The sequence below is a fragment of the Streptomyces sp. NPDC044061 genome (assembly GCF_056434305.1).
In genome coordinates, this window is sequence record NZ_JBWKFL010000008.1 from 63,329 (window position 1) to 84,226 (window position 20,898).

Below are 20,898 nucleotides of genomic sequence, written 5' to 3' on the forward strand. Positions count from 1 at the left end.
ACGACCTAAAATGATCAACGTGTCCGAGCAGCACGCCCCCAGGTCCCTCATCGTCACGCTCTACGGCGCGTACGGCCGCTTCATGTCGGGCCCGGTGCCCGTCGCCGAGCTGATCCGGCTGCTGGCCGCGGTCGGCGTGGACGCGCCCTCCGTGCGCTCCTCGGTGTCCCGGCTCAAACGCCGCGGTCTACTGTTCCCGGCCCGCACGGAGTCCGGCGCGGCCGGGTACGAACTCTCGGCCGAGGCACGCCAGTTGCTGGAGGACGGCGACCGCCGCATCTACGCGACGACGCCCCCCGAGGACGAGGGCTGGGTCCTGGCGGTCTTCTCCGTCCCCGAGTCGGAGCGGCAGAAGCGGCATGTGCTGCGTTCCCGGCTGTCCGGCCTGGGCTTCGGCACGGCGGCACCCGGGGTGTGGATCGCCCCGGCCCGCCTGTACGAGGAGACCCGGCACACCCTGCGCCGGCTACGCCTCGACCCGTACGTCGACTTCTTCCGCGGCGAGCACCTCGGCTTCGCCCCCACCCCGGAGGCCGTCACCCGCTGGTGGGACCTGGCGGCGATCGCCAAGGAGCACGAGCGCTTCCTCGACGCGCACGCCCCGGTGCTGCACGCCTGGGAGCACCGCGTGGACACCCCACCCGAGGAGGCCTACCGCCATTACCTCCTCGCCCTCGACACCTGGCGGCACCTCCCCTACACGGACCCCGGCCTGCCCACCCACCTCCTGCCTCCCGGCTGGCCCGGTGTCCGCTCGGCGGAGGTGTTCCGGGAGCTGCACCGGCGACTGCGGGACGCGGGGGCGGAGTTCGTAGGGGTGTGAGCGTCCGGTGCGTCTCAGAAACGCCGCAGTCGCATCGCGATGCCGTGCCCGACCGCGAGGTAGATCACCGCGGGCAGGCCGTAGTTGAGGAGCACCCGAAGGCCTTCCGTGTCCATCGTGAAGATGTCCTGTGACCACCAGGACAGCGAATCCGCCACGTCCTGCACGAACCCCACGAAGACGTTCGCGTGATTTGCCTCCAGCAGGTAGAGCACGATCCACAGTCCCAGGAACGCCGCGGCGACGTCGGCGACCGTGTGGATGACCAGCCCGGCACGGCGGGTGCCCGAGCCGTCGTGCCGGCGCTGCCGAGCGGGCGCGGCGGGCTGCACCGCCGGCGCCGGGTACTGCGGGCCGGGGGCCGGGGAATGGCCGTAGCCGTACTCGGGGTGCTCGGGCAGCGGCCTGGTGTCGCTCATCTCAGTCTCGATCCCTGTGGGTATGTCGTATGGCTCGAAAGAACCTAGACAACCGCTGATAACAGGTCGGGTCAGGAACGGTGCGGATCGCGTGGAGGAGGTGTGACCGAGAGTGAGAGCCGCGGCTTCGGGGCGTCCGTGCGGCCGGTCTGCGGGCGGCGGCTGCCCGCCCGGTAGGGCGCGGGCCAGACGGCTCCGGGCCCCTCGTAGCCCTGCTCGGCCGCCGCGTGCAGCGTCCAGTGCGGGTCGTACAGGTGCGGCCGGGCGAGCGCGCACAGGTCCGTACGCCCCGCCAGGATCAGGGAGTTGACGTCGTCCCAGGACGAGATCGCGCCGACCGCGATCACCGGGACGTGGACCTCGTGCCGGATACGGTCGGCGAACGGCGTCTGGTACGACCGCCCGAACTCCGGCCGCTCCTCGGACACCACCTGGCCGGTCGAGACGTCGATCGCGTCGGCGCCGTGCGCGGCGAAGGCCCGGGCGATCTCGACCGCGTCCCCGGCGGTGGTACCGCCCTCGGCCCAGTCGGTGGCGGAGATGCGCACGGTCATGGGCCGCTCGTCCGGCCACACCGCGCGTACGGCGTCGAACACCTCCAGCGGGAACTTCAGCCGTTTCTCCAGCGAGCCGCCGTAGGCGTCGGTGCGCCGGTTGGTGAGCGGGGAGAGGAAGCCGGAGAGCAGGTACCCGTGCGCGCAGTGCAGTTCGAGCAGGTCGAAGCCGGCGCGCGCGGCCCGCCAGGCGGCGGCCGCGAACTGCTCCCGGACGTCGGTCAGTTGGGCCCGGGAGAGCTGGCGCGGGGTCTGCCCGCCCACCTTGTACGGCAGCGGGGAGGCGGCCACCAGCGGCCAGTTGCCGTCGGGCAGCGGCTCGTCCATCCCCTCCCACATCAGCCTCGTGGAGCCCTTGCGGCCGGAGTGGCCGAGCTGCACGCCGACCGCCGTGCCCGGCGCCTGGGCGTGCACGAAGTCGGTGATCCGCCGCCAGGCCTCGGCCTGGCGGCCGGTGTAGAGACCCGTGCAGCCGGGGGTGATCCGGCCCTCCTCGCTCACGCACACCATCTCGGTCATCACCAGACCGGCCCCGCCGAGGGCGCGGGCGCCGAGGTGGACCAGGTGGAAGTCGCCGGGTACGCCGTCGGCCGCCGAGTACATGTCCATGGGCGACACGACGACCCGGTTGCGCAGGGTCAGACCGCGCAGCCGGAACGGGGTGAACATCGGGGGCGTGCCGGGCCGGCAGCCGAACTCGCGCTCGACGGCCTCGGTGAAGTGGGCGTCACGCAGCCGGAGGTTGTCGTGGGTGACCCGGCGGCTACGGGTGAGCAGGTTGAAGGCGAACTGGCGGGGCGGCTGGTCGAGGTGGAGCCGCAGGTCCTCGAACCACTCCAGGCTCGCCCGGGCGGCCCGCTGGGTGGAGGCGACGACGGGCTTGCGCTCCTCCTCGTAGGCGACCAGTGCCGCGGGCACGTCGGGCTGTTCCTCGAGACAGGCGGCCAGGGCCAGCGCGTCCTCGACGGCGAGCTTGGTGCCGGAGCCGATGGAGAAGTGGGCGGTGTGGGCCGCGTCGCCGAGGAGGACCACGTTGCCGTGCGACCAGCGTTCGTTGACCACCGTACGGAAGGTGGTCCAGGCCGACTTGTTGGAGCGCAGCGGCCGTCCGCGCAGCGCTTCCGCGAAGATCTTGGCGCAGCGCTCGACGGACTCGGTCTCGTCCAGTTCCCCGAAGCCGGCCGCCCGCCACACCTCCTCCCGCATCTCCACGATCACGGTGGAGGCGTCGGCCGCGTACGGGTAGCCGTGCAGCTGCATCACGCCGTGCTCGGTCTCGGCGATCTCGAAGCGGAACGCGTCGAGGGCGAAGTCGGCGGCGAGCCAGATGTAGCGGCAGCGGTGGGCGGCCACCTGGGGGCGGAACACCTGGGCGTAGGTCTGGCGGGTGGCACTGTTGACTCCGTCGGCGGCGACGACGAGGTCGTGGGTCGCCGAGAGGCGGTCGACGTGCGGTGCCCCGGTGCGGAAGCGGATGTCCACGCCGAGGTCGTGGCAGCGCTCGTGCAGGATCTCCAGGAGCCGTTTCCTGCCGAGTGCGGCGAAGCCGTGGCCCCCGGAGGTCTGCGTGATGCCGCGGTGGACGATGTCGATGTCGTCCCAGCGGGTGAAGTCCTTCTGGAGGGCCGCGTAGACGACCGGGTCGGCGTGTTCGATGCCGCCGAGGGTCTCGTCGGAGAGGACCACGCCGAAGCCGAAGGTCTCGTCCGGGGCGTTGCGTTCCCAGACGGTGACGTCCCTGGCCGGGTCCAGCCGTTTGAGCAGGGCGGCCGCGTAGAGGCCGCCGGGGCCGCCGCCGATGATCGCCACCCGGAGGGGGTGGTCGGGCGTCGTTCGCGGCCGCGGGTTCGTCGTGGCTCGTCGCGCGGTTCCCCGCGCCCCTTGGGTGGGCACCGTTACCGCCCCCTCCATTTGGGAGGTCGCTTCTCCGTGAACGCCGCGTGGAACTCGGCGTAGTCCTCACCGTTCATCAGCAGTGCCTGCGTCGAGGCGTCCAGTTCCACCGATGCCGCCAGGGGCATGTCCAGTTCCGCCGTCAGCAGCGCCTTCGTCTGGGCGTACGCCAGGGCCGGGCCGTCGGCCAGGCGGCGGGCCAGTTCGGCGGCGGCCCCGTCGGCGCGGCCCTCCTCCGTCAGCTCGCTGATCAGCCCGATGCGCTCCGCCTCCGGCGCCCGTACGGGCTCGCCCAGCATCAGCAGGCGGGTGGCGTGGCCGAGGCCGACGACCCGGGGCAGCAGGTAGGCCGCGCCCATGTCGCCGCCGGACAGGCCGACCCGGGTGAAGAGGAAGGCGAAGCGGGCCGAGGGGTCCGCGACCCGGAAGTCGGCCGCGAGGGCCAGTACGGCGCCCGCGCCGGCCGCCACGCCGTGGACGGCGGCGACCACCGGGAACGGGCACTCCCGGATCGCCCGCACGACCTGTCCGGTCATCCGGTTGAAGTCGAGCAGCTGGGCGGTGTCCATGGACAGCGTGGCGCCGATGATCTCGTCCACGTCCCCGCCGGAGCAGAAGCCGCGCCCCTCGCCGGCGAGTACCAGGGCGCGGACCGACCGCTCCCGGGACAGCTCGGCGAGGAGGTCGCGCAGGTCGGCGTAGGCGCCGAAGGTGAGGGCGTTGAGCTTGTCGGGGCGGGCGAGGGTGACGGTGGCGACCCCGTCGGCGTACTGGACCCGCAGGTGCTCCCAGTCGGCGGTGCGGATGGCGGAGCCGGTGAAGGGACTCATGACGTGCGGCCTCCTAGGGGGGCGGTGCCTCACGTTGCGCTACCCCAAAAAGCTATCACTTATTTGTGACTGTCGTCATGAGAGCGCGACAACATGGAGGTATGGCCGGATCCCGTCACGCGCGTCACCGATCGTCCACAGCGTCGTAACAGTGGGCTCGGCCGGGCGAGGCCGGGCGTTCTCCCGGGTAAGCCGCCCGGTACCGGGCCCCAGGGGTTCGCGCGGCGCCCGACGACGGTCATCAGTGGCCGGGCCCGTACCATTCCTTCAGTCGAAAGCAGGACAGCCTGCTCATGAACGGACTCGCCTTGCACGAACGCCCCACCGAACCGGCTTCCTGGCGCATCGCGCTGCCGCACACCACCGCGGCGGTGCCCGTGGCGCGCGCTCTGGTCCGGACGGCCCTCGCCGAGGTGGAGCACGCGGCCGACAGCGACACCGCCGAGCTGCTGACGGCGGAGCTGGTGGCCAACGCGGTGGAGCACACGGCCGGCCGCGGGCCGATCGAGCTGGTGGTGGAGCTGCTGCCGACCGGCTGCCAGGTCGAGGTGCACGACCCGGACCCGGCGCCGCCCGGCCATCTCACGCGTCCCGTGATCGAGGCACCGGACGTCTGGCAGGAGGGAGGACGCGGTCTGCTGCTGATCCGCGCCCTCAGCTCGTCCTGCGGTCACCGCCCGACCCCGTCGGGCAAGGCGGTGTGGTTCAGACTGCCTGTGGTTCCCGCTCAGCGGCGGCCGGCGTGATCTCGGGGACCGGCCGCGGCGCCAGCGTGGAGTGCCGGCGTCCGTAGGCGGCGTACACCAGCAGGCCGACCACGAGGAACACCGCGAACTGGATCCAGGTCCGCCAGCCGGTCTCGTACATCAGGTACAGGCAGAAACCGACGCCCAGCAGCGGGCCGACGGGGTGGAGCGGCACCCGGAAGCTGCGGGCCAGGCCCGGCTCGCGGCGGCGCAGGGCGATCACGGCGATGTTGACGACGGCCATGACGGCGAGCGTGCCGATGGTGCACAGGTTCATCACCGCGCCCAGGGAGGCGAAGGCCGCCGGGACCGCGAAGACGACGCCGACGATCAGCGTGCCGGCCACCGGGGTGGAGGTCTTCGGCGACACCTTCTCGAAGACGCGGGGGATGAGGCCGTCCCGGGACATCGACATCAGGATGCGGGTCTGGCCGTACATCACCGCGAGGACGACGGAGGCGATGGCGACGACCGCGCCGAAGGCGATGACCCCGCCGCCCAGAGCGGAGCCGGTGACCTCGTTGACGACGTACGACAGCGCGGCGGGCCGGTCGGCGACCTCCTTGCCGCCGATGGCGCCGATCGCGGCGAGCGCGACCGCGCAGTACAGGAGGGTCACCAGGCCCATGCAGACGAGGATGGCGATCGGGACGTCCCGGCGCGGGTTCTTCGCCTCCTCACTGGCCGTGGTGATCGCGTCGAAGCCGATGTAGGAGAAGAACGCGGCGGTGGTGCCCGCGCCGATGCCGCCGAGGCCGGCCGGGGAGAACGGGGTGAGGTTGCCGTCCTTGAAGGCGCTGTAGCCGATGGCGCAGAAGGCCAGCAGGATGACGAGCTTCACGGCGGCCATGGCGGCGGTCGCCCGGGCGCTCTCGCGCACCCCGCCCATCAGCAGCACGGTCGCCATGGCGATGACGATCACGGCCGGGAGGTTCACGATCCCGCCGTCGCCGGGGCCGGCGGACAGCGCGGCGGGCAGCCGCAGGCCGATGACGCCGTGCAGCAGTTCGTTGACGTACTGGCTCCAGCCGACCGCGACCGCCGAGATCGAGATGCCGTACTCCAGCAGCAGGCACCAGCCGACCAGGAAGGCGGTGGACTCGCCGAGGCCCGCGTAGGCGAAGGAGTACGAGGAGCCGGACACCGGGATCGCGCCGCCCAGCTCGGCGAAGGAGAGGGCGGTGAAGACGCAGGTGATCGCGGCGAGGATGAAGGAGACGACCACGGCGGGCCCGGCCTGGGCGACGGAGTCGGAGAGGCCGACGAAGATGCCGGTGCCGACGATGGCGCCGACACCGAAGCAGATGAGCTGGAAGAGGCCCATCGTGCGCTTGAGGCCGTGGCCCTCGCGGTCGGCGCCGGACTCGGCGACGAGCAGATGCGGGGACTTGATGCGGGGAGCGGGCATGCGGGTGGTGCTCGTTTCTGGTGGTGCGGGCGACCGGATGCGGTCGCGGCGGCGGCCAGGGCTGGGGTGGTGCCGGGCCGCCGGTCAGGACAGGGCTCGTCAGGCGAGAGTGGCGACCAGCACCGCCTTGATGGTGTGCAGCCGGTTCTCGGCCTCGTCGAAGACGACGGAGTGGGCCGACTCGAAGACCTCGTCCGTCACTTCCAGCGAGGTCAGGCCGTGGGTCTCGTGGATCTCCTGCCCGACCTTGGTGCCGAGGTCGTGGAAGGCCGGCAGGCAGTGCAGGAACTTCACGTCCGGGTTGCCGGTGGCGCGCAGGACGTCCATGGTCACGCCGTACGCGCCGAGGGCGGCGATCCGCTCGTCCCAGACCTCCTTGGGCTCGCCCATGGAGACCCAGACGTCGGTGGCGACGAAGTCGGCGCCCGCGACGCCCTCGCCGATCTCCTCGGTGAGCGTGATGCGGGCCCCGCTGGACTCGGCGAGCGCACGGGCGCGGTCGACGATCTCCTGGGCGGGCCAGTAGGACTTCGGCGCGACGATCCGCACGTCCATCCCGAGCAGGGCGCCGGTGACCAGGTAGGAGTTGCCCATGTTGAAGCGGGCGTCGCCGAGGTAGGCGAAGGCGGTCTCCTTCAGCGGCTTGGCGCTGTGCTCGGTCATGGTGAGCACGTCGGCGAGCATCTGGGTGGGGTGCCAGTCGTCCGTGAGCCCGTTGTAGACGGGCACGCCGGCGTGGGCGGCCAGCTCCTCGACGCCCGCCTGGCTGTCGCCCCGGTACTCGATGGCGTCGAACATGCGGCCGAGCACCCGTGCGGTGTCCTTCACGGACTCCTTGTGCCCGATCTGCGAGCCGGAGGGGTCGAGGTAGGTGGTGTGGGCGCCCTGGTCGGCGGCGGCGACCTCGAACGCACAGCGGGTACGCGTCGAGGTCTTCTCGAAGATCAGCGCGATGTTCCTGCCGCGCAGGTACTGGGTCTCGGCCCCGGCCTTCTTGGCGGCCTTCAGCTCGGCGGCCAGCTCGACCAGACCACGGAACTCCTCCTCGGTGAAGTCCAGCTCCTTGAGGAAGTGGCGGCCGGCGAGGGCGGTCGGGACTGTCGCCATGGGGGGCGCTCCAGGGGTGCGAGTGCAGGGACCTTGGAATTCTATACGACGGTCAGCATTTCTATGCGGACTCCGCGCGTCCGATCGGTCACACCGCCTCGCGCTCGACCGGACAGCTCATGCAGCGCGGGCCGCCCCTGCCCCTGCCCAGCTCGCTGCCCGGGATCTCGATCACCTCGATGCCCTGCTTGCGCAGATGGGTGTTGGTGGTGGAGTTGCGCTCGTAGGCGACCACCACGCCCGGTTCGACGGCGAGCACGTTGCAGCCGTCGTCCCACTGCTCGCGCTCGGCCGCGTGCACGTCCTGGGTGGCGGTGAGCACCCGGATCTCGCCTAGGCCCAGGGCGGCGGCGATCGCGCGGTGCATGTGCTCGGGCGGATGGTCGGTGACCTTCAGCTCCCGCTCCCCGACACCCGGTTCGATGGTGTACGAGCGCAGCATGCCGAGCCCGGCGTACTGGGTGAAGGTGTCGCCGTCGACCATGGTCATCACCGTGTCGAGGTGCATGAAGGCCCGCCGCTTGGGCATGTCGAGCGCGACGATCGTGCGCGCGGAGCCCGCCGCGAACAGCTTGTGCGCCAGCATCTCCACGGCCTGCGGCGTGGTGCGCTCGCTCATGCCGATCAGGACCGCGCCGTTGCCGATCACCAGGACGTCGCCGCCCTCGATGGTGGAGGGGTAGTCCGTCTGCCCCCGGGACCAGACGCGGAACGTTTCCTCACGGAACAGCGGGTGGTGCCGGTAGATCGCCTCGAAGTGCACGGCCTCCCGCTGCCGGGCGGGCAGCCGCATGGCGTTGATGGCGACCCCGTCGTAGATCCAGGCCGAGGTGTCGCGGGTGAAGAGGTGGTTGGGGAGGGGACCGAGGAGGAAGTCGTCGAGGTCCATCACATGGAACCGGACGGAGGTCGGCTCCGCGTGCGCCTCGAGGAACTCCCGCTTGGTCATGCCGCCGACCAGGGCCTCGGCCAGCTCGCGCGCGGACAGCGTCTCGAAGGCGGCACGCAGATGGTCGGTGGCGAGGGGGCCGTACTCCTTCTCGTCGAAGACCCGGTCGAGGACGAGGGACCGGGCTTCCGGGATGGCCAGGGTCTCGGTGAGCAGATCACCGAAGAGGTGGACGGCGACCCCGCGGTCGCGCAGGACGTCGGCGAACCCGTCGTGCTCGGCGCGCGCCCGGCGCACCCACAGCACGTCGTCGAAGAGGAGGGCGTCCTTGTTGCTGGGGGTGAGCCTTTTGAGCTCGAGGTCGGGCCGGTGCAGTATCACGCGGCGCAGCCGCCCGGCCTCGGAGTCGACGTGGTATGCCATGGCTCCATCCTGGCCGTCACCGCCCGCCTTCACGCTCTTCTCGGCCGTTTCCGTCGCCTCCTGTTTTCGTCCTATTGACGAGAAGCGGCTTCCCTATTATCGTCTTATTGACGAAAAACGGGAGGGATTCCATGGCCGACATCACTCGGCGCCTGGGCCTGCGCCATCTGCGCGGGGCGCCCACGGCGCACATCAGGCACCACCGTTCCGGCAGGCTCGTCCACGACGGGCCCGGGCTCAGCTTCTGGTTCCGCCCGCTGACGGACGCGCTGTCCGAGGTGCCGGTGGACGACCGGGAGCTGGCGATGACCTTCCACGCCCGCACGTCCGACTTCCAGGACGTGTCGGTGCAGGCGACGGTCACCTACCGGATCGCCGACCCGGCACTCGCCGCCGCCCGCCTGGACTTCTCGATCGACCCGGACACGGGCGCCTGGCGGGGCACCCCGCTGGACCAGCTCGGCACCCTGCTCACCGAGACCGCCCAGCAGCACGCGCTGGACGTGCTGGCGCGCACGACCCTGTCCGCGGCGCTGGTGGACGGGGTGACGGCGGTTCGCGAGCGGGTCTCCGCCGGCCTGGGCGCCGAGCCGCGGCTGCCGGCCACCGGCATCGAGGTGGTCGCCGTCCGCGTGATGGCACTGCGGCCGGAACCGGAGGTGGAGCGGGCGCTGCGCACTCCGGCCCGGGAGCAGATCCAGCAGGAGGCCGACCGCGCCACCTACGAGCGGCGGGCCGTCGCCGTCGAGCGGGAGCGGACCATCGCCGAGAACGAGCTGGCCAGCCGGATCGAACTGGCCCGGCGGGAGGAGCGGTTGGTCGAGCAGCGCGGCACCAACGCGCGCCGCGAGGCCGAGGAGCAGGCGGCGGCCGACGCGGTGCGCGCCGAGGCGGAGGGGGCGCGGTCGGTGAAGCTGGCGGAGGCGGAGGCCACGCGGTCGGTGCGGCTCGCCGAGGCGGAGGCGGCCCGTTCCGTGCGGCTGGCGGAGGCGGAAGCGGCCCGCTCCCTGAAGCTCGCCGACGCGGAGGCCGCGCGGACGGCCCGGCTCGCCCGCGCGGAGGCCGAGGGCGCGCGCGAGGTCGGGGAGGCACGGGCGCAGGCCCAGGCGGCCTGGCTGCGGGTGCACACGGAGGCCGGGGTCGACGGCACGACGACGCTGCGGGCCCTCACCGCGACCCGGCTGGCGGAGAACCTGCCGCGGATCGACAGCGTGACCGTCTCGCCCGACGTGCTGACCGGGCTGCTCGCGAAGCTGGGCGGCGAGCCGACCGAGGCGTCGCGGTGAGCCTCGCGCCGCGCGCCGTCGTGGTCCATCGCACCACCGAGTACGAGGAGTTGGTGGCCCGGCACGGCACCCATGGCCAGGCCGCCTTCTTCCTCGCCTCCCGGGACCGGGACATCGAGGAGGTCGCCGAACGCCACCGCCGGGCCCGTGACGCCCTCGCGGAGGTCACCTCCGCGGTGCCCCCGACCTGGCGCCAGGCGCGGGTGGAGCGCGCCGACCTGGACCGTTTCCTGTTCGCGCCGGAGGACGTCGTCGTGGTCGTCGGCCAGGACGGACTGGTGGCCAACGTCGCCAAGTACCTGACGGGCCAGCCGGTGATCGGCATCGACACCGACCCGGGCCGCAACCCCGGAGTGCTGGTACGGCACCGTCCGCGGGACGCGGTGGAGCTGCTGCCGGCGGCGGGCACCGCGGTGGACGAACTCACCATGGTCGAGGCCGTCGCCGACGACACCCAGCGGCTGGTGGCGCTGAACGAGATCTATCTCGGCACACCGGGCCACCAGACCGCCCGCTACCGCCTGGGCCTCGACGACGACGGGGGTGCCGTCGAGGCCCAGGCCTCCTCCGGGGTGCTGGTCGGAACCGGCACCGGAGCGACCGGGTGGCTGCGCTCGGTGTGGCAGGAGCGGGGCGGCCGGCTCCCGCTGCCCTCCCCCACCGAGGAACGGCTGGTGTGGTTCGTCCGGGAGGCCTGGCCCTCACCGGCCACGGGTACGTCCCTGGTGGCGGGCGCACTCGGGGCCTCGGCCTCGCTGTCGGTCACCGTGGAGTCCGACCGGCTGATCGCGTTCGGCGACGGCATCGAGAGCGACGCGCTGCAGCTCACCTGGGGACAGACGGTCCGGGTCGGGGTGTGCGGTCAAAGGCTTCGGCTGGTGGGCTGACCTCAGATCGCGGTGCAGGGGACGGGCCAGCGCCGGATGCGCGGGGGCAGCGCCACCGCGTGGTCCTCGCTGATCCGCACCAGCCGCTCTGCGGCGAGCAGGTCGACGGCCTCGCGCTGGACGGGGTCCAGGGCGGCGAGAGGCGTGGGCTCCAGGAGCAGGTCGAACGCGGCGAGGAGATCGGGGTGGTCGAGGGTGAGCCGGACCGTGGTGCCGGGCTCCCTGCGGTCCATGACGGTGACGAACCCGGGGCCGCGCCGGTGGTAGAGGGTGCCGTGTGCGTCACCCTCGGCCAGGCGAACCGGCTCGCCCCAGGAGGGCAGGGACACGTAGGTACGCCCGTCCTGGAACAACAGGCCCTTGGCGAAAGCCTGCTGGATGAACCCGTCCAGGGCGTCCGCCGTCACCTCGTACCCCTCGCCGGTGAGCAGGCGGTGCAGCGCGGCCGCCGTACGACCGTCCTCGAGGCGGCGCAGGGCCTGTCCCTGCCAGCCGGTGAAGCGGTGGGTGGCCGGCGGCCACCCGTGCCGGCGGTCGTGCACCAGCAGGTCCTCGCCGTCCGCCTCGAACAGCAGCCGGGAGTTGGCGTGCCCGGCCCGCCATGCGGCGACGGCCTCCTCGAGCCGCCGCTCCACGGGGCCCGCGATGCCCGCGTCCTCGGTGTCGAAGAGATAGACCAGCTCGGCGAGTTCGTCCTCGGGCAGGTCGTAGACGTGCTGGTACATCTCGGCCGGGCGGCGCTTGCCGAAGCCCAGGGCGGGGTCGGTGAAGTGCGGGCTGAACCGCTCCAGCTGGATGCGGTGGGCGCCGCTCGGCGGCTGGAGGTGGACCAGGGCGGGCAGCTGCTCGATGACGTGCGTGTAGTCGTCGGCCGTCTCGCCGGGGAAGCCGTAGAGCAGGTTCCAGGAGCAGGTCAGCGCGTGGTTCTCGCACTCGCGCAGGGTGCGCACGTTGCGGGCGCCGGTGACGCCCTTGTCCATGAGGTCCAGGACCCTGCTGCCCAGGCTCTCGATGCCGGGCTGGATGTGCACCGTGCCCGACTCCCCGAGGAGCCGGAGCTGGCCGGGAGTGAGGTTGGACTTGACCTCGTAGTGCAGTCTGAGATCCCAGCCGCTGCCGGCGACGCGGGGCAGGAAGTCGCGGAAGTAGGCCATGTCGATGATGTTGTCGACGGTGACCACGTCGAGGATGCGATGGCGGCGGACCAGCCGGTCGAGCTCCGCCCACAGCCGCTCGCCCGGCTTGGCGCGGAAGGCCATGGCCGACCCGTTGAGCCCGCAGAAGGTGCAGTGGTGCTTCTCTCCCCACCAGCAGCCGCGGGCGCCTTCCACCACCAGCTTCGGGTGGAGGTACTCCTGTACGGGTGAGGCGTCCAGGGCGGCCTGCCACTGGTCGTAGTCGGGCGAGGGAATGTCGGCGGGCGCCACGGTCCGCCGCGTCTCGGTGTTGGCCCGCGATATGTGGCCGTCCCACCAGCACACGCCGGGCACATCCGTCGGCGCGGTGCCGTCCGCCAGGTGCCGTAACAGGGCGGGAAAGGCGTACTCGGCCTCACCGCGCACCACGTGGTCCACGAAGGAGTGGTTGCGGTGCAGGGCGTGGCCCATCGGGCCGTCGCAGTTGCTGCCGCCGAACACCACCGTCAAGCCGGGTCTCAGACGCTTGAGTTCGCGGGCGAGGGCGAGGGAGGAGACGTTCTGCATGAACGTGGTGGTGAACCCGACCACGTCCGGCTCGGCCGCCAGGATCTCCGTCGCGCAGACGGCGACGAACTCGGCGGCGTACGGGCGCATCGCCACGGCGGTGTCGATGGAGACGTCCCGTGCGGCCGCGTAGTCCCGCAGCCGGGTGAGCCCCCAGCCGGGGTCGTCGTAGAGGACGCCGGAGAAGACCCAGTCGCCGAGACCGTGGAAGATCGCGTCGCTGCCGACCGCCACGCAGTCCCCCGGCCGCAGCCGGCCCCCGGAGCGCTCCAGCAGGAACTCGGCCCAGCGCAGCGAGCCGTGGAACTCGGTCACCTCGGCATCGGGGCGGGCCTGCCGGACCAGCCGGTTCAGCAGGCCCAGCTGCAGCGAGGGGAGGTCGAGGGGATGCCAGGGCATCGTGACCAGGTGAACGCGCATGCTCAGCGGGTCGGCCGCTTCTCCAGGATCGCCGGCCGGCGGCTGGTGCTCCGCTCCTCGCGGATCACGACCTTCTTGATCTCCATGCCCGCCGGCCCCTGCGGCTTCTCGCGCTCCATGCGCAGACCCCCTCCGTGCACGCGAACGCCCTTGCGCCGCACGGTCGTCCACCATATGGACAAACGTGTGTGCGACACAAGGGCGTTCTGTGCCGGTCTACAGGCGCGGGTCCACCGGCTCCGACTCCAGGGCCAGCACTCCGAACACCGCCTCGTGCACCCGCCACAGCGGCTCCCCGTCCGCGAGCCGGTCCAGGGCCTCCAGGCCGAGGGCGTACTCACGGATCGCCAGCGACCGCTTGTGGTTCAGGAACCGCTGCCGCAGCTTGGCCAGGTTGTCCGGCCGGGTGTACTCGGGACCGTAGATGATCCGCAGGTACTCGCGGCCCCGGCACTTGATGCCGGGCTGCACCAGCCGTCCCTGCTCGGTGCGCACGAGCGCGCCGAGCGGCTTGACGACCATGCCCTCGCCGCCCCGGCCGGTCATCTCCAGCCACCAGTCGACACCGGCGCGGACCGACTCGGGGTCGCCCGTGTCGACGTACAGCCGCCGGGTGGTCTGCAGCAGTCCGGTGCCGTCGTGCTCCACCAGCCGGTCGATCAGGGCCAGCTGCTCGTCGTGCGGCAGCGCGGCCAGGCTGCGCCCGCGGGCGGCCAGGATCTGGAAGGGGGCCAGGCGCACCCCGTCCAGGCCGTCGGTCGTCCAGCAGTACCGGCGGTAGGCGTCGGTGAACGCCGCCGCGTCCGCGGCTCGGCCGCGCTGCCGCTCCAGCAGGCCGCCCACGTCGGTGCCGCGGGCGGCGGCGGACTCCAGCGCGGCGAGCGCACCGGGGAACACCGCGCCCGAGGCGGCGCCCACGGCCGCGTACTGGCTGCGCAGCAGGCCCGAGGCCTTCAGCGACCACGGCATCAGCTCGGCGTCCAGCAGCAGCCAGTCGGTGGCGAGTTCGTCCCACAGGCCCGCGTCCCCGACGGCCGTGCGCAGGCGGCCGAGGATCTCCTCGGTCACCTTCTCGTCGCCGAAGAACGGCCGCCCGGTACGGGTGTACAGCGCCCCCGTGGGCCCCTCCACGCCGAACCGCTCGCGTGCCGCGTCCGCGTCCCGGCACACCAGGGCCACGGCCCGCGAGCCCATGTGCTTCTCCTCGCACACGACCCGCGCGACCCCGTCCTCCGCGTACTGCGCGAAGGCCTCCACCGGGTGCTCCAGGTAGCCCTCGATGTGACTCGTGGCCGTCGGCGCCATGGTCGGCGGCAGGTAGGGCAGCAGGCGCGGGTCCACCGCGAAGCGGCTCATGACCTCCAGGGCCGCCGCCGCGTTCTCCTCGCGCACCGCGACCCGCCCGGCGTGCCGGGTCTCCACCGCCCTGCGGCCGTACACGTCCGCGAGGTCCAGCGGCCGCCCTTCCCGTCCGCCGGGCGCCTCGCTGCGCAGCGGCTTGGCCGGCTCGTACCAGACCCGCTCGGCCGGTACGTCGACCAGCTCGCGCTCGGGCCAGCGCAGCGCGGTGAGCTTGCCGCCGAAGACGGCTCCGGTGTCCAGGCAGATGGTGTTGTTCAGCCAGGTGGCCTCCGGCACCGGGGTGTGGCCGTAGACGACCGCCGCGCGGCCCCGGTAGTCCTCCGCCCACGGGTAGCGCACCGGCAGCCCGAACTCGTCGGTCTCGCCGGTGGTGTCGCCGTACAGGGCGTGCGAGCGCACCCGGCCGGAGGTGCGGCCGTGGTACTTCTCGGGCAGACCGGCGTGGCAGACGACCAGCCTGCCGCCGTCGAGGACGTAGTGGCTGACCAGCCCGTCGAGGAACTGCCCGACCTGCTTCCTGAACTCCTCGCTCTCGCCCTCCATCTGCTCGATGGTCTCGGCGAGTCCGTGGGTGTGCTGCACCTTGCGGCCCTTGAGATACCGGCCGTACTTGTTCTCGTGGTTGCCGGGCACGCACAGCGCGTTGCCCGACGCCACCATGGACATCACGCGGCGCAGCACGCCCGGGGTGTCCGGGCCGCGGTCGACCAGGTCACCGACGAACACGGCGGTACGGCCCTCGGGGTGCACGCCGTCGGCGTAGCCCAGCTCGGCGAGCAGGGACTCGAGTTCGGACGCGCATCCGTGGATGTCGCCGACGATGTCGAAGGGGCCGGTGAGATGGGTCAGGTCGTTGAATCGCCTCTCGGTGACGACGGTGGCGCTCTCGACCTCCTCGACCCCGCGCAGGACGTGCACCTTGCGGAAGCCCTCGCGCTCCAGGTGCCGCAGGGAGCGGCGCAGTTCGCGGGTGTGCCGCTGGATCACCCGGCGGGGCATGTCGGCGCGGTCGGTGCGGGCCGCGTTGCGTTCGGCGCACACCTCCTCGGGCACGTCGAGCACGATGGCGATGGGCAGCACGTCGTACTTCTTGGCCAGCTCGACGAGCTGACGCCGGCTGTCCTGCTGCACGCTGGTGGCGTCGACGACGGTACGGCGTCCCGCGGCCAGCCGCTTGCCGGCGATGTAGTGCAGGACGTCGAAGGCGTCGCCGCTCGCGCTCTGGTCGTTCTCGTCGTCGGAGACGAGGCCCCGGCAGAAGTCCGAGGAGATGACCTCGGTCGGCTTGAAGTGCCTGCGGGCGAAGGTGGACTTGCCGGAGCCGGAGGCGCCGACGAGGACGACGAGGGAGAGGTCGGTGACGGGGAGGACCCGTCCCGTGCGTGTCTCGGTCATGCTGCCTTCGCCTCCTTCCTGATCTCGTTCTTGTTCTCGTTCTGGCTCTGGTTCTGGTTCTCGTCGCGGTGGAACACGGCCATCTGGGTGGGCGGGCCCACCTCGGGGTCGTCCGGCCCGACCGGAGTGAACCCGACCCGGTAGCCGTGCCGTTCGGCGACGGTCGCCGCCCAGGTGCGGAACTCCTCGCGGGTCCACTCGAAGCGGTGGTCGCCGTGCCGGACGTGTCCGGCGGGCAGGGTCTCCCAGCGGACGTTGTACTCGACGTTCGGGGTGGTCACGAGGACGGTGCGCGGGCGCGCGTGCCCGAACACCGAGTACTCCAGGGCGGGCAGCCGCGGCAGGTCGAGGTGCTCGATCACCTCGCTGAGCACGGCCGCGTCGTAGCCCTTGAGCCGGTTGTCCGTGTAGGCGAGCGAGCCCTGGAAGAGCTGAACGCGGGACGCCTGCCGTTCCCCCATGCGGTCCAGCTTCAGCCGCCGCGAGGCGATGGTGAGGGCCCGCACGGAGACGTCGACGCCCACGACCTCGGTGAACCGCACGTCCCTGAGCAGCTCGTGCACCAGTTGGCCCTGTCCGCAGCCGAGGTCGAGGACCCGGGTGGCGCCGGACGCGCGCAGGGCGGCGAGGATGGCCTCCCGGCGCTGCACGGCGAGCGGCGTCGGCTTCTCCTCCGCATCCGTGCCGGTGTCCTCCGGGACCGCGTTGTCGATCGCGTCGACCTCGCTGTCGTCCGCCTCGGCCAGCCGCACCAGCTCCAGCCGCTCCATCGCCTGCCGGGTCAGCGACCAGCGGCGGGAGAGGTAGCGGCTGGTGATCAGCTTCTGTTCCGGGTGTGTGGGCAGCCAGCCCTCACCGGCGCGCAGCAGCTTGTCGACCTCGTCGGAGGAGACCCAGTAGTGCTTGGCGTCGTCGAGGACCGGCAGCAGGACGTACAGATGGCGCAGCGCCTCGCCGAGGGTCAGGGTCTGCGACTCCAGGACGAGCCGGACGTACCGCGAGTCGCCCCACTCGGGGAACTCGGTGTCGAGGGCGACCGGCTCGGCGGTCACCGCCCAGCCGAGGGGTTCGAAGAGCCGTCGTACGAGTTCCGGTCCGCCGCGTGCGGGGAGCGCGGGCACCTCGATGCGCAGCGGCAGGGGCGCGGCGGCCCGCTCCGGGAGGGCGTTGCACACACCGCGCAGGGCGCTGGAGAACACCGCGCTCAGGGCGACCGCGAGCAGCGAGGAGGCCGCGTACGGGCGGTCGTTGACGTACTGCGCGAGTGCCGCGTCGGGTGCTCCGCCGCGGCCCTTGCCCTTGCCCCGGCGGACCAGCGCGACGGTGTCGACCTCCAGCAGGAGCGCGGCCGTGCAGCGCTCGGCGTCCGCCTGTGGGTAGAAGACGTGGGCGGTGCCGTAGGAGGTGGAGAACGTCTGCGCCTTGTCGGGGTGCTTGTGCAGCAGGAACCCGAGGTCGGTGGCCGGGAGGGCGGCGGTGCCGCTCGTGGAGATCGTCAGGAACACATGTCCGAGTCTCCCGGTCTCACTCCCCGGTGACCACCGGTTTTCCGGTGTCCGCCGCCTCAGGACTCCTTGTCGACAATGCTCCGGGCGTGCTCGACGGCCCGCTCGTCGGCCGCGCGCATCTCGTCCAGATCCTTGCCTCGCTTGCCGATGACCGTCTTCTGAGCGCGGGCCTCGACGGCGTGGACGGTGCCGATGTAGTCGGTGTCGAGCTTGCACCGGGCGTCCGCGGCTGCCGTCCTCTTCTCCTTGCCGGACGGCTCGTCGGTGCGGAACCAGTCGGTGTCGAGCGATGCCTTGTCCGGGTCGGGGTAGTGGAAGCCCTCGTCCTTCATGCAGGCCGACCAGGTGCGGTCGGCCTTCCTCCAGGCCGGGTCCTTCCGCGCCTCCTTGTGGGACTCGTACCACAGTTCGAGGGCCAGCGAGTAGTAGCCGGTGAGCTTCACGCCGTTGACCTTCGCCGCCTTGGGCGCGGGACCGTAGATCTTCCGCGTCGCCTCTCCGAGGCAACCGCCCTCGGGAACGGGGTGCCCGTGGGCGCGGTGGCTGTCGCCGGAGCCGTACGCGCCGGTGAGGGCGACGTACTGGTCGGCGGGCCATTCCTGGGGCTGGGAGGACCGGTCCTGGTTCCGGTCGCGGTAACCGTGCTCGGCCGCCAGGTCGGGATCCGCGACCCCGTAGGGGCTGTCGTCCCCGGTCGTGCCGCGACCCGTCAGGGCTCCCCGCCGGACCGGGTACGTCGAGTCGACGGCCTCGGTGTCGAGCGTCGCGAAGCCCGGGAAGCCGAGCCGGACCATGCACCGCTTGGCGAGGATCCACTGCGCCTTGCCGATGGACTTCCCCCCGGCCGACGACGGGTCCGGTATGTAGGCGTACAGCGGGAGCGCCTTCATGGTGTTGAGGCGGCGGGCGCTGTCGGCGGCGGCGTCGTCGCCCGCGAACTGGCATGCCGACAGGGCCAACAGGCCGGTGAGAGCGAGAGGGAGCACTTTGCGCACCCGATCATCCGATCAGGCCTGGATCTTGTACGCCGTGATGGAGCCCACAGTTCCGGCACAAGAAGTCCACGGGTCGCGGACATGGCCCCGGTTCCTGTGATCTCCACCATGGCCTGCGGCTCCGGGACCTGATGAAGTGACCCCTCGTCAACTGACCACTGACAGAAGGGGGAACCATGACCATCAGCCGAGGAGGCGTACGCGGAAGAGGCGTCGTCGCGGTGGCGGCCGGTGTCGTCCTGGGCGCGGGGGTCCTCGCGGCCGCTCCGGCCCAGGCGGCCCCGGCAACCCAGGCGGCCCCGGCAGCCCCGGCGGCGCCGCAGGTGTCGGCTCAGGGCGCGTACGCGATGAACGCGGCCACGGCCGAGCAGCTCTTCGGCAAGGCGCCGGACGTACAGCTGCGGACCGGTTCCACGACGAAGATCATGACGGCGCTCGTGGTGCTGTCGCAGCCCCACCTGAACCTCGACAAGAAGGTGAAGATCAAGAAGGAGTACACGGACTACGTCATCGATCCGAACGACCCCAGCAATCTGCGGTACTCCAGCGCCAACCTGATCCTGGGCGACTCGATGAAGGTCCGGGACCTGCTGTACGGCCTGCTGCTGCCGTCCGGGTGCGATGCGGCGTACGCGCTCGCGGACACCTACGGGTCGGGGTCGACGACGGCGCAGCGGACGAAGTCGTTCATCGGGAAGATGAACGGCAAGGCGCGCGAGCTGGGGCTGACGAAAACCCACTTCGACTCGTTCGACGGGGTGTCCAACGGCGACAACCACGCGTCTTCCCGTGACCTGACCAAGCTGGCGGCGGCCGCGTTGAAGAGCAAGACGTTCAAGAAGGTGGTCGGCACCAGGCAGTACGCCGACATGACGTCGTACCGGCCCGGCGGCGGGACGCACGCGATGGCCCCGTGGAAGAACTCCAACAAGCTGCTCGGCTCCTACCGGGGTGCGATCGGCGTGAAGACCGGCTCGGGCCCGGAGGCGAAGTTCTGCCTGGTGTTCGCGGCGACCCGGAACGGCAGGACGGTCGTCGGAACCATTCTCGCGGACACGTCGGCGGACGAGCGTTTCAAGGACGCGAAGAAGATCCTCGACTACGGCTTCGCCCGCCTCGGCTGACGGAGGACCGGACGAAGGACCAAGGGGCCGGCCGGGGCATGCTCCCGGCCGGCCGCCGTTGTTCGGGCATCAGGTGAAGTCCGCGTGGGCGAGGTGGGTGCCGCACACCCGGCAGCGGAACAGGTACGCGGTGGGTTGCCCCGTCCTGTCGAGCGCCTCGAGGAAGGTCTCGGTCCGCGCGGGCGACAGGCCCCACTCGGCGAACTCACCGCGCAGGTGGTCGATCGCGTCCGGGTAGGGCGCCAGTTCCGCGGCACCGACCGCGCCGAGGAACTCCGCCCCGTCGTCGCAGTGCGTCAGCCAGTCTCCGTCCTGCCAGGTGGAGAAGCCGGGTGTGCGCTCGCAGATCCTCCTGGCCACCTCGTCCGGCACCCGGTTCGCCCGGATGTCGTTGAAGAACGCGCCGTGACGCCTGGCCGCCGTTCCGTACGCGATGCAGTACGGGCAGAACCGCCCGGGCGGCACGTCCTCCCCGTACACGGGGCCGGTGTAGATCCAGCCCTGGTCGTGCCCGCAGCACGCGCACGTCTCGTCGGCGGGGATCACCGAGCCGGTGCCCACGGGGTCCGGGTGGTACGGGAAGGGCGGCAGCACCGGCCGACGGCGTGGCTCGGGCCGTGGATCGACGAGCCGTTCGATCGCCCGGCCCGTCAGGGCCCGGGGCGGGACCACGACCGCGCCCGTCCGCAAGCCCTTGGGCAGGTGCCGCCGTTCGCTCTCGCTCGTCACGATCGTCGCGCCGTCCGCGATCATCAGCAGCACGGCCGCTCCGGTACGCCGGGCCAGTTCGGCGACGATGTCCAGGACGCCCGGTCCCGGACGGTCGAAGGACACCCCGTGGTCGACGCACACCTCGGCGTCACTGCCGTCGGCGGCCCGGACCCGTGCGACCGGCTCCCCCTCGGGCACCTCGTACGGCGCATACGCCTCCAGCACCTCCCGAACCACCGAGTCGTCCATCGGGACGACGTCGCCGTCGCGGAACCTGTACACGCAGACACCGGAACCCATCAGCACCCCCCGTAGGATTCCGGGACCCTACCCACACTCGAACACAAAGACGAATCAACAGCCCGCACCGCACGGCCCTCCAACCCGCCGGAAGGGCCGAGGGGCCGTGCGGTGC

16 protein-coding genes are annotated in these 20,898 nt (G+C 71.8%); 5 read left to right on the forward strand and 11 right to left on the reverse strand.

All coding sequences use genetic code 11. The annotated features are described in order from the left end of the window. Window positions 1–10 precede the first annotated feature (10 nt). A complete protein-coding gene (locus tag AC07CM_RS14985) occupies window positions 11–823 on the forward strand; it encodes a PaaX family transcriptional regulator (RefSeq protein WP_478876797.1) in 813 nt (270 codons plus the stop codon). Between the two features lie 14 nt (window positions 824–837). On the opposite strand, the gene AC07CM_RS14990 is transcribed toward AC07CM_RS14985, so the two are convergent. From AC07CM_RS14990 to AC07CM_RS15000, 3 genes are all read right to left on the reverse strand, one after another. Beyond that, complete coding sequence (locus tag AC07CM_RS14990) at window positions 838–1,242, reverse strand: hypothetical protein (RefSeq protein WP_478876798.1); 405 nt, start codon at window positions 1,240–1,242, stop codon at window positions 838–840. Between the two features lie 71 nt (window positions 1,243–1,313). After that, a complete protein-coding gene (locus AC07CM_RS14995; protein WP_478876799.1) occupies window positions 1,314–3,707 on the reverse strand; it encodes a bifunctional salicylyl-CoA 5-hydroxylase/oxidoreductase in 2,394 nt (797 codons plus the stop codon). Beyond that, window positions 3,692–4,519 carry an enoyl-CoA hydratase family protein gene (locus tag AC07CM_RS15000; RefSeq protein ID WP_478876800.1) on the reverse strand — a complete coding sequence of 276 codons (828 nt, stop codon included), beginning with the start codon at window positions 4,517–4,519 and terminating at the stop codon, window positions 3,692–3,694. Before AC07CM_RS15000 ends, AC07CM_RS14995 begins: the two co-directional genes overlap by 16 nt. Before the next feature lie 293 nt (window positions 4,520–4,812). On the opposite strand from AC07CM_RS15000, the gene AC07CM_RS15005 reads away from it, so the two are divergent. Continuing rightward, entirely contained in the window at window positions 4,813–5,265 is a 453-nt protein-coding gene (locus AC07CM_RS15005) for an ATP-binding protein (protein WP_478876801.1), read from the forward strand. On the opposite strand, the gene AC07CM_RS15010 is transcribed toward AC07CM_RS15005, so the two are convergent. The 3 genes from AC07CM_RS15010 to AC07CM_RS15020 all read right to left on the reverse strand — a co-directional run bounded on the left by AC07CM_RS15010 (window position 5,225) and on the right by AC07CM_RS15020 (window position 9,092). After that, window positions 5,225–6,673 (reverse strand): amino acid permease, encoded by a 1,449-nt coding sequence (locus AC07CM_RS15010; RefSeq protein ID WP_478876802.1) that lies wholly within the window; start codon window positions 6,671–6,673, stop codon window positions 5,225–5,227. The genes AC07CM_RS15005 and AC07CM_RS15010 overlap by 41 nt on opposite strands. A gap of 99 nt (window positions 6,674–6,772) precedes the next feature. Continuing rightward, a complete protein-coding gene (argF, locus tag AC07CM_RS15015; protein WP_478876803.1) occupies window positions 6,773–7,780 on the reverse strand; it encodes an ornithine carbamoyltransferase in 1,008 nt (335 codons plus the stop codon). An 88-nt stretch (window positions 7,781–7,868) separates the two neighbouring features. Further along, window positions 7,869–9,092: an arginine deiminase gene (locus tag AC07CM_RS15020; RefSeq protein ID WP_478876804.1), complete on the reverse strand. Its 1,224-nt coding sequence runs from the start codon at window positions 9,090–9,092 to the stop codon at window positions 7,869–7,871. Between the two features lie 131 nt (window positions 9,093–9,223). Between AC07CM_RS15020 and AC07CM_RS15025 the strand changes: the two genes are divergently transcribed. Continuing rightward, the gene (locus AC07CM_RS15025) at window positions 9,224–10,378 is read left to right on the forward strand and encodes an SPFH domain-containing protein (RefSeq protein WP_478876805.1); all 1,155 of its coding nucleotides are present in this window, start codon (window positions 9,224–9,226) and stop codon (window positions 10,376–10,378) included. Then, window positions 10,375–11,265: an NAD(+)/NADH kinase gene (locus AC07CM_RS15030; protein ID WP_478876806.1), complete on the forward strand. Its 891-nt coding sequence runs from the start codon at window positions 10,375–10,377 to the stop codon at window positions 11,263–11,265. The genes AC07CM_RS15025 and AC07CM_RS15030 overlap by 4 nt, the downstream gene beginning before the upstream one ends. A gap of 2 nt (window positions 11,266–11,267) precedes the next feature. Here the strand turns inward: AC07CM_RS15030 and AC07CM_RS15035 are convergent, their stop codons facing one another. The 4 genes from AC07CM_RS15035 to AC07CM_RS15050 form a co-directional block, all read right to left on the reverse strand. Beyond that, window positions 11,268–13,388, reverse strand: coding sequence for a RiPP maturation radical SAM C-methyltransferase (locus AC07CM_RS15035; protein WP_478876807.1), 2,121 nt, complete (start codon window positions 13,386–13,388; stop codon window positions 11,268–11,270). 216 nt (window positions 13,389–13,604) lie between these two features. Then, complete coding sequence (locus AC07CM_RS15040; protein WP_478876808.1) at window positions 13,605–16,145, reverse strand: polynucleotide kinase-phosphatase; 2,541 nt, start codon at window positions 16,143–16,145, stop codon at window positions 13,605–13,607. Further along, window positions 16,142–17,650: a 3' terminal RNA ribose 2'-O-methyltransferase Hen1 gene (locus AC07CM_RS15045; protein ID WP_478876809.1), complete on the reverse strand. Its 1,509-nt coding sequence runs from the start codon at window positions 17,648–17,650 to the stop codon at window positions 16,142–16,144. Before AC07CM_RS15045 ends, AC07CM_RS15040 begins: the two co-directional genes overlap by 4 nt. A 59-nt stretch (window positions 17,651–17,709) precedes the next feature. Next, on the reverse strand, window positions 17,710–18,639 hold the full coding sequence (locus AC07CM_RS15050; protein ID WP_478876810.1) for a hypothetical protein: 930 nt from the start codon (window positions 18,637–18,639) through the stop codon (window positions 17,710–17,712). 185 nt (window positions 18,640–18,824) lie between these two features. Here AC07CM_RS15050 and AC07CM_RS15055 point away from each other — a divergent pair, with 185 nt between their 5' ends. Further along, on the forward strand, window positions 18,825–19,772 hold the full coding sequence (locus tag AC07CM_RS15055; RefSeq protein WP_478876811.1) for a D-alanyl-D-alanine carboxypeptidase family protein: 948 nt from the start codon (window positions 18,825–18,827) through the stop codon (window positions 19,770–19,772). Window positions 19,773–19,841: 69 nt separating this feature from the next. Here AC07CM_RS15055 and AC07CM_RS15060 read toward each other — a convergent pair whose 3' ends face one another. Continuing rightward, complete coding sequence (locus tag AC07CM_RS15060) at window positions 19,842–20,765, reverse strand: CbrC family protein (protein ID WP_478876812.1); 924 nt, start codon at window positions 20,763–20,765, stop codon at window positions 19,842–19,844. Window positions 20,766–20,898 lie beyond the last annotated feature (133 nt).